The following is a 13,014-nucleotide window of genomic DNA, read 5'->3' as shown; positions in this document are numbered from 1 at the left end:
AGTTTTGCCTTGGGCTTCCTTCAGATTCCACCTCACGGTGGACACCCTTGCCGTCAGCTATATGCTTACCACTGTCAGGTCGCATTCGGGACTTGCACCCGTTAGAGTTCGCCCATGCTGGGCGAACGAAAAAAAGTTGGATCCATCCTGAAACCAACACCAACTACTGTCAGTACAGCAACATATCCAAACAATAAAATAAGCAAAGTTATGGCTCCTAATTTAAGCCATGGTGTGCTCTTAAAAGTAAAGCTACCTAGTATAGCTTCTAATTTAATATCATTATTTGAGGCTTTTCTTTTGATTAAATAGATGGTTGAAGAATAAGAAAAAACTGGAAACAGCACATTTAATATTTTCGTGTCAATTTGTTCATATAAATATAATCCTGCTAACATAAGCGAAATGAATATAGAAAAAATGACTAACATAATGGTTCTCGTTAAATAAGGAATTTTAAAACTCATCATTTTAACTCCTTTATCCTTTTTGTTTGTAACCTTTCTAATTGATCAGAATGTACTTTTACATTCAATTGTCTGCTAAACGATACATATTTAACTATTTCAAGAGAGGACTCGTATTGATTTGAATACAAAAAAGATAGCCAGATTTCTTTAAACTAGCTATCTTTTCATACATTTAGTATTCTATTGACGTATTCCCAACGCGATCCGCGCATAGCGAGACATCTTGGAAGTATCCCAAGCTGGATACCATACTAATTTCACTTCACTCGTTTCTATTTCTGGAATGGGTTTGAGAGCGTTTATGACTTCCTCTGTGATAACATCCGCCAACGGACACCCCATTGTGGTCAACGTCAAATTGATTACACAATGTCCGCCTTCAAACAGGCCAACTCGATACACCAATCCTAAATTGACGATATCAATCCCTAATTCAGGGTCAATGACTTGTTCTAATGCCCCCATAATATTTTGCTTGATTCTTTCTTGTTCTTCAGAGGACCAAGAAGAAAGTTGTTCAGACATAGCTATTCTCCTTTTTATTGCCATTTATTTAAGGTTTTCTTCAAAGAAATCTGCCATTTCAACAGAAATAGCGTAAGGTACTTTGTGAGTACCATTCACAGTTGTTTCAAATTGGACATTTTTAGCGTATGACTCATTTTGTATGGTTTGGATAAACTCATTCGTCAACGAATACGGTACGAGTTCATCATTTGTTCCATGCCAAAAATAAACCGGACGTCCAGCAATTTTTTCAGGTTGCAACGCTAGCGAAATGGCTTTTAAGGGGTCAGTCATTTGATTGATTTGTTCTTCCGTTAATTCAATGTCCAGTCCTTCAGTCCATGGAGAGTTCAGAATCCATTTGGAAAAGGAAATCGGTGAAGGAGTGCCCATCAATACTCCCGCTGCTTTTATCCAGGGGAACTGAGTCAACATGGCACTAGTAGTAATCCCACCCATAGACAGACCAGAGACACCGATACGATCAGGATCCGTTAATTGCTGTTCCACGTAATACTCTTTTATCGTATTGATTTCAGATAAGTTATGTACTACAACATTCCAAAAATCAACATTTCCGTTTGTTGATTCATCAGTCTTTCTTTCGCCGTGCAAATGAGCTTCAGGAAGCAACGCGCGAAAACCTCTTTTAGCTAACTCATAGCCATTGACTAAAGAACTTTCTTTTACATTCGTCCAGCCATGATAGAAAAATACTGTCGGCAGCTTTTCAGAAAAAGTTGCTTCTGGAGCAATTTCTAGCAAAGGAAGTCCTGCTATCGTTACCGTTTTGATTGAAATCATACGGACACCTCGTTTTACATATTTTTTTATTTTTCATTTTGTGTTATCGTGTACTTAAATACTTTAATTAGTTTAGCATAAAAACCTTGGAGGATACAGATGAATAAAAAGTTAATCGCACTTGATTTAGACGGAACTACTTTAAACAATCAATCCCTTATTTCAGAAAAAACGAATGCAGTCTTGACCACCTTAAAAAAAGCTGGTCATATCGTTTCGATTGCTACTGGTCGACCATATCGCAGCAGTCGTCAATATTATGCGGAGTTAGATTTAGACACTCCTATCGTGAACTTCAATGGTGCATTATGCCACAAACCGAACGAATTAGCTTGGGAATCTCAATACCATAAAACATTGAACAGAGAAATTGCGATCGACATGCTTTCCTTACGAAAAGAAATGGACATCCAATTGATTGCTGCAGAATTACGCGACACTGTCTATGTAGATGACGATTTTATTCCTTACGCAGACTTTTTTGCAACCGGTAAAAATATGTCTTTCAAATTATCTGAAGATACATTAAAAGAAGAACCGACTGCTATCAGTGTATTCACTGGACATGAAAATCAACAAGTGATCATCGACAAAATCGTCAACCGCTACGGCGATGCAGTAGAAGTGCGCACTTGGGGTGGACAAACCCCTTGCTTGGAAGTAGTCGCTGCCGGCGTCCAAAAAGCACTGGGTGTGGAAAGAATTGCGCAGGTTTACGGTATCCAACAACAAGATATTCTAGCATTTGGCGATGAAGCCAATGATTATGAAATGATCCAATATGCCGGACACGGCGTTGCCATGAGGAACGGGATTGATGAACTGAAAGCAATTGCTAATGACGTGACAGATTTTACAAATCACGAAAATGGATTGGCCAATTATCTAGAGAGCTATTTCAAATTAAACTAATATCCTTTCGCAAAGAAGCTGAATCCGATCAAGTATCGAATTCAGCTTCTTTGTTTTCATTTCTATTCAGGAACATTTAGTATGGAGACCTTGGACATAAGGAGTAACTCTTTCATCATAGTTTGGATAATCATACCCATATGCTAAAGCTACTTTTTTTGAGATAGTTCGAAATAACTTCTGACAAAGAAACAATGCTTCCCACGTTTCACTATAACCCGACCCTTGGAAAGTCTGGAGAAGTAGTTCCCATTCTTCGGCAGCAAGGTAATGTTGAATAAATTTGTAATTTTTGCCCAAGCTAAAACTACTTCCTTTTTCAGCACCAATTTTCCAAGACATCATCAACAATAACGTTGGTCGAACAATTTGATTGAGATGGTCTTGAGCAAAAAGGAATTCTTGTCGTGCTAATCCTTTTGCGACATAAGTACTTACCCACCAAAATTCGTTGCAGCAATCAGTGAATTTCTGAGCAGTCGGTTTAGTCATCCAGTAGTGTTGATCGGTAGCAACGATTTCCTCTTTAACTGTGTTGTCCTTGTCCAACAAAATCTTCAATAAGCCATCACTCCTTTTTAAGCATGATTGAAGTTCACTTATTGGAACTAGCGTGAGGTCTATTTTTATCCCGTCTTCAAAAAGCATTAAATAAGAAAATTTATTTCCCAGTTGTGGTGGATAAAGCTCCATATCTTCTGGCTTTTGAAGAATGAGTCTTTTACCTAAAAAATCTAGCCAATCATCCTTTGAGAGGAACGATTCCATATCTGTTACGAAAAAAGCGATATCATAATCTTTGAACTCGTCATCCGCTATTGCTGGATTGGCTCTAGAACCTTCTAAACTCACTAAGCGTATTCGCTCATCTGACTTGGCAAATCCTATTAGCAATGCAAAAACTTCTTCTTCACTCCGCATAATTCCCCTCCATTTGAAAATAAGTTTATTGATAGATATAAGTAGTTTTGATTGTTTTCCAAGCGTGAATTCAAAAAAAAAGAACAACATTCGTTTTCTGTAAATTTCTTCATCCAGTCTATTAACAGTTTATTTTTAAGAGAATTTCCGCATGACTCCAGAATATACCATTCCATAAGTTACATATCACTTTGTGAGTTGTACTCTGTTTCATGGTTCTAGAAGTTTCAATAATACATTTCAATTATACTAAAATGAGCACTGTTGCATCTACTATAACGAAAAGGAGATAGTTATGGAACAGATACAATTAGAAGCCAGTATTCCATTGCTACCTGTAATTTCCCTAAAAGAAACAGAAGTTTTCTTTGAAGACTTAGTTTTTAAGAACATCTACAAGGGTAACGAACGCTCCTCAGCCTATGCAGTAATGGAAACATCTTTATCGTTCTGCAACCTAACCAAACAAAAACGCAGTAAAGATAACCGCTTCGAAAAATTATACTGGAAAAGTTATACTCTTCTCTATTCTCATGAAAGTCCGATCGAAGCTAAAAAAATGATGGAACGAGGATTAAAGCTGTCTGATCTTAAAAGCCGAATCCCCTGACTTAATGTTTCAAGCTTTTGTTTTATTAGTGGACAGCTTTCTTATGCTAGGAAATGAGGACTCGGCTGTTCAGTATCTTCAGCGAGTACAAAAATGGCACAGCCGTTTATCGAATGATTCGTCGGAACTGCTAACAGAAACGTTAAAACAATACCATGAGTTTGAACAACTGTTAGAACACTGAAACAACCTTTCATTGCTCTATAAAAAGAACCTCTATTGGCTCCACAGTAACTTGGAGTGAAATAGAGGTTCTTTTTGGAATGATAAAACTCAACGTACTTCGCTGGCTCTACGTTGTTTTTGCTGGTCACTGCTTAGGAATTCTCCTAAAACACTGTTTGTTTGCATAAAGTTGACAAATGCAGCTGCATCGGATTCTTTAACAGCTTGTTCTAAACTATATATTTCATAACGAGAAATAACCACCATTAATACCGCACGATTTGTTTTGCTGTATCCGCCTGTAGCAGGCAGTACGGTAATCCCTCTTACCAATTGTTTGTGGATTGCCTCCACTAATGTATCCGGATCTGTAGTCACAATCAACGCCGTCACTTTTTGATGGCTTGTGTGAATGGCATCCACGACTTTTGTAAAAGCAAAAATAGATAAGATCGTATAGAAAGAATATTCCCATCCAAATAATGCTCCGGCAGTGATAGCGATAATCGCGTTCATCACCATCATTAAATTACCGATTGTTTTGCCCGTTGTTTGGGCCAGCACCATGGCGATAATATCCATCCCGCCAGTTGAGAAGCCGTATTTTAACGCAAATCCTACTCCAGCTCCTCCAATAACACCACCGAATAATGCATTCATAATGGGATCAGGAGTTAACTGCACGACTGGAAGAAAAACCATTAAGATTGACACTAGAAAAGAAGACATAAAACTTAACATGGTAAAAGTTTTTCCAATTTTAAACCATCCTAAAATAGCAATGGGGATATTCAATAGTAATATAATTAACCCGGTTTCCATTTGAATATTGAAATATTCAGCTGAAATACCTGTAAATAATTGCGCAAAACCATTTAATCCAGATGCATAAACATTTGCTGGAATAAAGAAAAAGTTAAACGACACCGCTCCTGTTATAGCTGAAAAGATCAATACAATCGTTATCTTCAAATATTCCCACCAGACAACTGGCGACTTAAATTTTTTCACCACTACACCTCCACAATATAATTCTAAATAAGGATAGCAACAAAGGTTTCAGAAAGAAAGAAGAATCTTTATACAATAAGAAAAGTCTCATTGAATCCGCTTCACGATAAGATTCCGTTAAGTAAAAAAAGGAACAGGATTTTTATCCCGTTCCTTTTACACTTATCAGACTTAATCACCCATTAGGATGCGATGGTTTTTACAGATACCGTTTTACTACCATTGATTAGTTTAGCTACTGGACAGCGTTTTTCAGCAGATTGTACAATACGGTCCGCTTTTTCAAATGGCATATCTTCTATCGTAGCCAGTACGACTACCTCAAAAAAATACCCGCCTTTTTCTTCAGGTACCATGTCTACTTGAACTTCCACTCGACTTTTATTCTTTAAGCCTCTGCCTTTTAATAAAGCTTGAATGGTCGCATTTAAACAAGTGCTTAAAGACAATCCCAATAGTTCTTCAGGATTAGTCCCAGGTGTTGAATCTAGCGGATCAGAAATAGTAACTTTCAGTCCTCCATTTTTTACAAAAGCATCCCCGTGTAAACCTTTATCATTTACAACTTCTGTGTGAAATAAACTATTTGGATGAGCCATTTAATCCCTGCTTTCTATTGAACAGTCTATCTTTACTCTGCAGCGTTTTCGGGTTCCAATATTTTTTCAATCTCTTTAATCAGTACTTTAGCGATCGTAGAACCGAAAACCATCATTTCATATGCAGCTAAAACATCGTTTGTAGTTCGACTGAGTAGTTTTAAATAAACTTCCCCGTCTCCAGCAAGAATCACGCTATAATACCCTGCTTTCACTTGGTTTAACTCATTTAACAATTCTAAGATAGCTGCTTTTTTAGAAAAATCTTGTACGTACGCTAATTTATGGTATGTAATTTGAAAATCTACGGATTGTGCATCCTTGCTGTCAAAAACAATCCCGAATGGCAAGACTTTTGTTTTTGTTAAGCGAAAGTTTCCATTAAATAAAATCTGTCCGTTTTTAAGTTCACTTCTTTTCAAAGGAATCTTCTTTTCTTTTATCAATGCTTCAAAATTTTCAATTGTTTCTGTCACTTTTGTTTCCCCCCAACTATAGTCGTCAATATCTGTTTCTCTTTTATTATAGCGTAAACAATGCAGAATTTATAGACAAAATAAAAAGCCTGAACAATCAACAGATTGTCCAGACTTTTTGAAGTGCGAATTAACGGCGAGCTTCTTTGATACGAGCAGCTTTACCATGTAATGCACGGATGTAGTACAATTTAGCACGACGTACTTTACCTTGACGAATTACTTCAAGTTTTGCAACACGTGGTGAGTGTACAGGGAATGTACGTTCAACACCAACACCGTAAGAAATTTTACGAACTGTATAAGTTTCGCTGATTCCTGCTCCACGACGTTTGATTACAACACCTTCAAATAATTGGATACGTTCTCTTTCACCCTCAACGATACGCGCGTGTACACGAACTGTATCTCCAGGACGGAAAGTAGGAACATCATTGCGTAATTGTTCGCTAGTAATGGCTTCAATTAATTGACTCATGATTTTTATCTCCTTCCAACAAACATTCATATATCTCCATTTGGATACAGCGGAATATCGTTAATTAAGTGGTTTTCCCACTCACCAAATAACTTTATCATATTCTATAATGACTGTAAAGTATTTTTTCTTTATTCTTTGATTTCTTTCAACCATTTTTGCTGTTGCTCTGTCAATTCGATCTCTTCCAGTAAATCAGGTCTTCTCTCATACGTCCGTTTCAAAGATTCTTTTTCTCGCCATTCTTCAATGCGTTTATGATTGCCGCTCAATAAAACTTCCGGCACATCCATTCCTTTATAAGATGCTGGTCTTGTATAATGAGGATGTTCCAATAAACCTGTTGAAAAAGAATCAGTGACTGCCGACTCTTGATTTCCTAAAGCATCCGGCAATAAACGGGCAGTAGCATCAATAACTACCATAGCGCCCAATTCACCGCCTGTTAAGACATAATCTCCAATCGATATCTCATCAGTCACAATAGAGCGAATACGTTCATCGTACCCCTCATAATGCCCACAAATGAAGATCAAGTGTTCTTCTTCTGCTAACTCTTCTGCTTTTTTTTGATCAAATGGTTTTCCAGCCGGATCCAATAAAATCACTCTTTTTTTAGTTTCTGGAGTTTGTTCTTGGATGTGATCAAACGCAGACAGAATCGGCTGAACTGTTAACAGCATCCCAGCTCCGCCGCCGTAAGGATAATCATCTACATTCTGGTGTTTATTAGCTGAAAAATCACGGAAATTCTTCACATTAATAGACAGCAAGTTTTTTTCAACGGCTTTTCCAATAATCGATTCCGACATAGGCCCCTCAAACATCCGAGGAAACAATGTGAGTACATCTATTCTCATTAGTCGTCTAACCCTTCCATTAAGTGTATCGTAACCTTACCGGCTTCTAAATCAACATTCAGCACACATTCAGCGATATAGGGGATCAGCAAGTCTTTTTTCTTATGTCTTTGGATGACCCATACATCATTTGCTCCAGGTTGCAGCACTTCCTTGATTTTACCAATTTCATTTCCAGTCTCGTCTTCTACCATCAGCCCAACGATTTCATGCAGATAAAACTCGTTTTCTGGCAATTCTGTCAATCGCTCTTCTGTAACTTTTAAGATGCCGTCACGGTATACTTCTACAGACTCGATCGTTGGGTGATTTTCAAACGTCAACAAATCAAAATTTTTGTGTTTTCGATGACTAGCGACTACCAACTCGATAGGTGCTGCTTTTTCTCTTTCTAAAATCAATACTGAACCTTTTTGGTATCTTTCTTCAGGGAAGTCGGTTACGGAAATGACTCGAACTTCACCTTTAATCCCATGCGTATTGACGATTTTTCCAACATTAAACAGTTTTTCCATATCATCCCTCATTTATGCCAAATTATCTTTCCTCAGTCTTATTGTACTAGGAATTATGAATATGTCTACAGCAGACTTTTCTTTCCTAAATAAAAGAAAAAACCATTTCTAAAAAGAAACGGCTTTGTCTTATAAATGGATAATTAATTGTCGACAATGGTTAATCTCACACGCTTGGATCCATCGATCTTTGTGCTGTATACAATCGTACGAATAGCTTTCGCTACGCGTCCTTTTTTACCGATCACGCGTCCAACATCTTCTTCATGAACGCTTAAGTGGTATTCAATAAATTCATCTGACTCGTCAGTTTCCAGTTGAACATCTTCCGGATGGCTGACTAGGGGATGAACGATTGCAAGAATCAATTCACTAATGTCATTCATTTAATCATCCCTTTTATTTACTGTATTTAGAATCGTGGAATTTTTTCATAATACCTTCACGAGAAAGGATATTACGAACAGTATCTGATGGTTGAGCACCATTGCTTAACCATTTTAATACAGATTCCTCATCGATTTTTACTTGAGCTGGTTCAACAACTGGGTTGTAGTGTCCAATTTCTTCGATAAAGCGTCCGTCACGTGGAGAACGTGAATCTGCGACTACGATACGATAAAAAGGATTTCTTTTAGAACCCATGCGTTTTAAACGAATTTTTACTGCCATACTTTAACACCTCCATTAACAATCTCACAAAAGATAGTTTATCAGTTATTTCGAAGCTTGTAAAGTGTTTTTTCTTTACACTTCATTTTTTTTTGCCTTTTTTTGCGATTATTTCTTTTTACGGATGATTTTTTTCTTTTTCTTCTTGTTTTTTCTGGCCATTTGGTTCATAGCCATTTTACCTAGCTTACCTTTAGCACCTTTTCCGAATAGACCATCCATGCCTTCAAAATTGCCTTTGGACATTTTATTCATCATTTTTTTCGACTCGTTGAATTGTTTGATCAACCGATTTACTTCTACTAATGGACGCCCTGAACCTTTAGCGATCCGTTTTCTCCGGCTTTGAGAAATGATATCCGGATTTTCTCTTTCCTTGGTTGTCATCGAAAGGACAATAGCTTTCATCCGAGCCGTATCTTTAGGATCGACCTGCAGTTGATCCAAACCTGGCATGTTGTTCATACCGGGAATCATTTTAATGATGTCTTCTAATGGCCCCATGTTGCTTACTTGATCCATCTGTTCAATGAAGTCATTGAAGTCAAACGTATTTTCACGCAGTTTTTCAGCCATTTCTTCGGCTTTTTTCTCATCAATATCTTGTTGCGCTTTTTCGATCAGGGTCAACATGTCTCCCATGCCCAGGATTCGATTCGCCATACGATCTGGATGGAAGGGGTCTAAGGCATCAAGCTTTTCTCCTTGACCAACAAATTTGATCGGTTTTCCTGTGACAGAACGGATAGATAAAGCCGCCCCACCACGAGTATCCCCATCTAATTTGGTTAACACGACACCTGTGATATCTAGTTGTTCGTTAAATGATTTCGCTACATTGACAGCATCTTGACCGGTCATAGCATCAACGACTAAAAAGATCTCAGAAGGATTTGCTGTTTGTTTGATATCAGCCAGCTCTGTCATTAAATTGTCATCAATGTGCAAGCGTCCAGCCGTATCGATTAAAACAACATCGCGACCTGTTCGTACAGCTTCTTCAATCCCTTTTTGAGCGATCTCTACCGGACTGACTTGATCTCCCATTGAAAATACCGGCATATCTAACTGATCACCGATAGTTTGCAATTGTTGGATAGCAGCCGGACGATAAATATCCGCAGCAACTAATAAAGGTCTTTTGTTTTCCTTTTTGCGTACATAATTCGCTATCTTACCAGCAGTAGTAGTTTTTCCGGCTCCTTGCAACCCGACCATCATGACAACAGTCGGAGGTTTTACAGAAAAATTGATTGTAGCTGTTTCTCCACCCATCAATTCAGTCAATTCATCATTTACGATTTTGATGATTTGTTGTCCTGGAGATAAACTGTCTAATACTTCTGTTCCAACAGCACGTTCACTTACTTTATTGACAAACTCTTTGACAACTTTAAAGTTTACATCGGCTTCCAATAAAGCTAATCGTACTTCACGCATCATTTCTTTAACGTCTGCTTCAGAAACTTTTCCTTTACGACGTAATTTTGTCATTGCATTTTGGAGTCTTTCTGTTAATCCTTCAAATGCCATATTTCTTCACCTTTCCTACTCTTCATCATTTGTTTTTCTAAGTTTTTCGATCTCTGCTCTCAACTCTTCATCTTTTGGATAGTGAGCAGCTGCATATTCTTCGAGCTGATTGATAATGGCAGTAGTTTCACTAAATTTTTTAAATAAGCTGAGTTTGTTTTCGTATTCGATAAGGATTTTCTCTGTACGCCTGATATTGTCGTAAATTGCTTGGCGGCTGACATTAAATTCATCGGCTATTTCACCTAATGAATAATCATCACCATAATACAACTGCATGTATTCTTTTTGTTTTTCAGTCAGTAAAGCACCATAAAAATCAAATAACGCATTCATTTGATTTGTTTTTTCTAATTCCATTATCTGTTCTCTCCTAGCACTCACTGTAAAGTATTTTCCTTTTACACACTACTTAAGAGTACCTATTTTTACTAGTTTAGTCAATAGAAGCTAGGCTTTTTTTGTCATGAAAACAGGGAGCAGAACTAAAGTTCCACTCCCTGTTTTGATTAGTTATTTAGTTGGAGCTTGCAAATGTCCTGAAAAAAGCAATTCCATAAGAGTTCTGCTCCCAGAGGCAAGATGATTTTTACATGACTCTATTTATTTAAATATTCATCGATATTTGATTTGATATTCGATACTTTTGGACCATAGATGACTTGAGCATTATTTCCTTTAACGACTACTCCCGCAGCTCCTGTTGACTTCAACAGATTTTGATTGACCAATTCTCCGTCTTTGATCGTTACTCTCAAGCGTGTCGCACAGTTGTCTACATCTACTAAGTTTTCTTTTCCACCTAAACCTTCAATGATATCTTTAGATAATGAATCTTCTGGTTCAGGAGAGGTCCCTTGCTTTTCACCAGCTTTTTTAGCTTGGTAATCGGCTTTAGTATACATTTTAGATTCTATTACTTCATCTTCGCGTCCAGGTGTTTTCAAATCGAACTTCAAGATAAAGAAACGGAATACAAAGTAATAAACCAGTGCATAAACTATTCCAACAAGCACCACAGGGATCCAGTTCGTCACAGATTGACCTGGTAAAACGCCATACAATACGAAGTCAATTAATCCACCAGAGAAAGTCAACCCTACTCCGACATTTAAAAAGTGCATCAACGCAAATGAAGATGCCGCAAGTACACAGTGTACTCCAAAGTACAAGAATGGAGAAGCAAACAAGAATGAAAATTCTAGCGGCTCAGTAATTCCTGTAAAAACAGAGGTTAAAGAAGATGACGTCATCAATCCTTTGACATCTTTTTTACGTTCTGGCTTAGCAGTGTGATACATCGCTAAAGCTGCAGCCGGGAATCCGAAAATCATGAAAGGGAACATACCTGAGAAGAATTTCCCAGCTTCTGCACCTACAGGAAGTCCATTTGCTAATTGAGCGAATAAGATATTTTGCGCCCCCTCAACAGTTTGTCCTGCAATTACGGCAGTTCCACCCAATGCTGTTTGCCAGAAAGGTAAGTAAAATACATGATGTAAACCAAGCGGAATCAATGCACGATAAATGAATCCGTATAAGAAAGTTCCGACATATCCCAAGTCAGCAACCAATGATCCTAACCAAGCAATAAATTGCGCCGCAAACGGCCATAAGAAGGCCAACAAAACACCGGTAACAATTCCGCCTAAAGCTGAAACAATTGGGACAAAACGAGTACCCGCGAAGAATGATAACGCATCTGGCAGTTCGATTTTATAATAGCGGTTGTGTAGAAAGGCTACTACCGAACCAATAATGATCCCACCAAACACTCCTGTATTCATAGTGTTTTCAAACCCTAGGAAACTACTCATCAGTCCAGGAATGGATGATAATGCATCCATATCTCTAAAATTCTCTACTGTACTGGTTAATGCAGCATACATCATAAAATACGCTACAACTCCTGAAATAGCAGCAACTTCTTTCGCCGCTTTAGCGAATCCTAAAGCAACTGCGACTGCAAACAATAAGGGCAGATTATCAAAAATAATTTGTCCACAGTCGTTTAGAATGGTCAAAATTTTGTTAAGGACTGTACCTTCCCCTAATAACCAATCTAATTTGTATAAATTAATAAATGCGTCCCCGGTAAATGATGCTCCGATACCAAGAAGTAACCCAGCAATAGGTAATAATGCAATTGGAAGCATAAATGTCTTACCCATTTTTTGCAGAGTTTCAAAAACCTTGTCTTTCACAAAAAATTCCTCCTTAAATCTAAACTCCTTTGGTTATAAGGAGCTTTGTTCCATCATTCGATGGAACAGTCCTTGTAACCAAAGTAGATGATAACACATTAAAAATACCCAATCAATATTCATTAAGGATGAATAAAAATAAAAAAAACTAATCGAGTAGGAGGTAAATAATTAATTTATTTACCGTCCTCTCACACCACCGTACGTACCGTTCGGTATACGGCGGTTCAATTTTATATAACATGCTTTTGTTTTAAATAGTAACTATCTGGAGATA

At 37.6% G+C, this 13,014-nt stretch carries 17 protein-coding genes; 2 read left to right on the top strand and 15 right to left on the bottom strand.

Features of this window, described 5'->3' with window-relative positions:
- Positions 1-101: 101 nt before the first annotated feature.
- The 3 genes from ACEN36_RS12605 to ACEN36_RS12595 form a co-directional block, all read right to left on the bottom strand.
- Positions 102-467, bottom strand: a complete 366-nt coding sequence (locus ACEN36_RS12605; protein WP_407126844.1) for a hypothetical protein — start codon at positions 465-467, stop codon at positions 102-104.
- 183 nt (positions 468-650) lie between these two features.
- Positions 651-995, bottom strand: coding sequence for a metal-sulfur cluster assembly factor (locus ACEN36_RS12600; RefSeq protein WP_407095314.1), 345 nt, complete (start codon positions 993-995; stop codon positions 651-653).
- Between the two features lie 24 nt (positions 996-1,019).
- Positions 1,020-1,781, bottom strand: coding sequence for a prolyl oligopeptidase family serine peptidase (locus tag ACEN36_RS12595; protein WP_407101764.1), 762 nt, complete (start codon positions 1,779-1,781; stop codon positions 1,020-1,022).
- 99 nt (positions 1,782-1,880) lie between these two features.
- Here ACEN36_RS12595 and ACEN36_RS12590 point away from each other — a divergent pair, with 99 nt between their 5' ends.
- Positions 1,881-2,693, top strand: a complete 813-nt coding sequence (locus tag ACEN36_RS12590) for a Cof-type HAD-IIB family hydrolase (RefSeq protein ID WP_079650534.1) — start codon at positions 1,881-1,883, stop codon at positions 2,691-2,693.
- Positions 2,694-2,759: 66 nt separating this feature from the next.
- On the opposite strand, the gene ant(6) is transcribed toward ACEN36_RS12590, so the two are convergent.
- Positions 2,760-3,614 carry an aminoglycoside 6-adenylyltransferase gene (gene ant(6), locus ACEN36_RS12585; protein WP_407126842.1) on the bottom strand — a complete coding sequence of 285 codons (855 nt, stop codon included), beginning with the start codon at positions 3,612-3,614 and terminating at the stop codon, positions 2,760-2,762.
- Positions 3,615-3,909: 295 nt separating this feature from the next.
- Between ant(6) and ACEN36_RS12580 the strand changes: the two genes are divergently transcribed.
- The gene (locus ACEN36_RS12580; RefSeq protein ID WP_407126840.1) at positions 3,910-4,224 is read left to right on the top strand and encodes a hypothetical protein; all 315 of its coding nucleotides are present in this window, start codon (positions 3,910-3,912) and stop codon (positions 4,222-4,224) included.
- Between the two features lie 273 nt (positions 4,225-4,497).
- Here ACEN36_RS12580 and ACEN36_RS12575 read toward each other — a convergent pair whose 3' ends face one another.
- The 11 genes from ACEN36_RS12575 to ACEN36_RS12525 form a co-directional block, all read right to left on the bottom strand.
- Positions 4,498-5,400, bottom strand: a complete 903-nt coding sequence (locus tag ACEN36_RS12575) for a YitT family protein (protein WP_079650532.1) — start codon at positions 5,398-5,400, stop codon at positions 4,498-4,500.
- A 182-nt stretch (positions 5,401-5,582) separates the two neighbouring features.
- Positions 5,583-5,999, bottom strand: a complete 417-nt coding sequence (locus ACEN36_RS12570; RefSeq protein WP_407095337.1) for an OsmC family protein — start codon at positions 5,997-5,999, stop codon at positions 5,583-5,585.
- A gap of 32 nt (positions 6,000-6,031) precedes the next feature.
- Positions 6,032-6,475 (bottom strand): hypothetical protein, encoded by a 444-nt coding sequence (locus tag ACEN36_RS12565; RefSeq protein WP_407126838.1) that lies wholly within the window; start codon positions 6,473-6,475, stop codon positions 6,032-6,034.
- Positions 6,476-6,605: 130 nt separating this feature from the next.
- Entirely contained in the window at positions 6,606-6,953 is a 348-nt protein-coding gene (rplS, locus tag ACEN36_RS12560; protein WP_079650518.1) for a 50S ribosomal protein L19, read from the bottom strand.
- A 131-nt stretch (positions 6,954-7,084) separates the two neighbouring features.
- On the bottom strand, positions 7,085-7,813 hold the full coding sequence (gene trmD / locus ACEN36_RS12555) for a tRNA (guanosine(37)-N1)-methyltransferase TrmD (RefSeq protein ID WP_079650514.1): 729 nt from the start codon (positions 7,811-7,813) through the stop codon (positions 7,085-7,087).
- Positions 7,813-8,328, bottom strand: coding sequence for a ribosome maturation factor RimM (gene rimM, locus ACEN36_RS12550; protein ID WP_407095340.1), 516 nt, complete (start codon positions 8,326-8,328; stop codon positions 7,813-7,815). The genes trmD and rimM overlap by 1 nt, the downstream gene beginning before the upstream one ends.
- Positions 8,329-8,471: 143 nt before the next feature.
- Entirely contained in the window at positions 8,472-8,714 is a 243-nt protein-coding gene (locus tag ACEN36_RS12545; RefSeq protein ID WP_407126836.1) for a KH domain-containing protein, read from the bottom strand.
- A gap of 13 nt (positions 8,715-8,727) precedes the next feature.
- Positions 8,728-9,000: a 30S ribosomal protein S16 gene (rpsP, locus tag ACEN36_RS12540; RefSeq protein ID WP_407095343.1), complete on the bottom strand. Its 273-nt coding sequence runs from the start codon at positions 8,998-9,000 to the stop codon at positions 8,728-8,730.
- A gap of 108 nt (positions 9,001-9,108) precedes the next feature.
- Positions 9,109-10,533 (bottom strand): signal recognition particle protein, encoded by a 1,425-nt coding sequence (gene ffh, locus ACEN36_RS12535; RefSeq protein WP_407095345.1) that lies wholly within the window; start codon positions 10,531-10,533, stop codon positions 9,109-9,111.
- Positions 10,534-10,548: 15 nt separating this feature from the next.
- Entirely contained in the window at positions 10,549-10,893 is a 345-nt protein-coding gene (locus ACEN36_RS12530) for a putative DNA-binding protein (protein WP_407095346.1), read from the bottom strand.
- Between the two features lie 239 nt (positions 10,894-11,132).
- On the bottom strand, positions 11,133-12,737 hold the full coding sequence (locus ACEN36_RS12525; RefSeq protein ID WP_407095347.1) for a PTS transporter subunit EIIC: 1,605 nt from the start codon (positions 12,735-12,737) through the stop codon (positions 11,133-11,135).
- Positions 12,738-13,014: the final 277 nt, after the last annotated feature.

The sequence above is a fragment of the Desemzia sp. FAM 23989 genome (assembly GCF_045528345.1).
GTDB lineage: Bacteria > Bacillota > Bacilli > Lactobacillales > Carnobacteriaceae > Desemzia.
This window is presented reverse-complemented; position numbering and strand designations above follow the sequence as displayed.

What these genes read in the sequence shown, in the direction of transcription:
- ACEN36_RS12605 (WP_407126844.1), bottom strand. Translation starts at nt 467, where the DNA reads ATGAGTTTTAAAATTCCTTATTTAACGAGAACCATTATGTTAGTCATT.
- ACEN36_RS12600 (WP_407095314.1), bottom strand. Translation starts at nt 995, where the DNA reads ATGTCTGAACAACTTTCTTCTTGGTCCTCTGAAGAACAAGAAAGAATC.
- ACEN36_RS12595 (WP_407101764.1), bottom strand. Translation starts at nt 1,781, where the DNA reads ATGATTTCAATCAAAACGGTAACGATAGCAGGACTTCCTTTGCTAGAA.
- ACEN36_RS12590 (WP_079650534.1), top strand. Translation starts at nt 1,881, where the DNA reads ATGAATAAAAAGTTAATCGCACTTGATTTAGACGGAACTACTTTAAAC.
- ACEN36_RS12580 (WP_407126840.1), top strand. Translation starts at nt 3,910, where the DNA reads ATGGAACAGATACAATTAGAAGCCAGTATTCCATTGCTACCTGTAATT.
- ACEN36_RS12570 (WP_407095337.1), bottom strand. Translation starts at nt 5,999, where the DNA reads ATGGCTCATCCAAATAGTTTATTTCACACAGAAGTTGTAAATGATAAA.
- rplS (WP_079650518.1), bottom strand. Translation starts at nt 6,953, where the DNA reads ATGAGTCAATTAATTGAAGCCATTACTAGCGAACAATTACGCAATGAT.
- trmD (WP_079650514.1), bottom strand. Translation starts at nt 7,813, where the DNA reads ATGAGAATAGATGTACTCACATTGTTTCCTCGGATGTTTGAGGGGCCT.
- rimM (WP_407095340.1), bottom strand. Translation starts at nt 8,328, where the DNA reads ATGGAAAAACTGTTTAATGTTGGAAAAATCGTCAATACGCATGGGATT.
- ACEN36_RS12545 (WP_407126836.1), bottom strand. Translation starts at nt 8,714, where the DNA reads ATGAATGACATTAGTGAATTGATTCTTGCAATCGTTCATCCCCTAGTC.
- rpsP (WP_407095343.1), bottom strand. Translation starts at nt 9,000, where the DNA reads ATGGCAGTAAAAATTCGTTTAAAACGCATGGGTTCTAAAAGAAATCCT.
- ffh (WP_407095345.1), bottom strand. Translation starts at nt 10,533, where the DNA reads ATGGCATTTGAAGGATTAACAGAAAGACTCCAAAATGCAATGACAAAA.
- ACEN36_RS12530 (WP_407095346.1), bottom strand. Translation starts at nt 10,893, where the DNA reads ATGGAATTAGAAAAAACAAATCAAATGAATGCGTTATTTGATTTTTAT.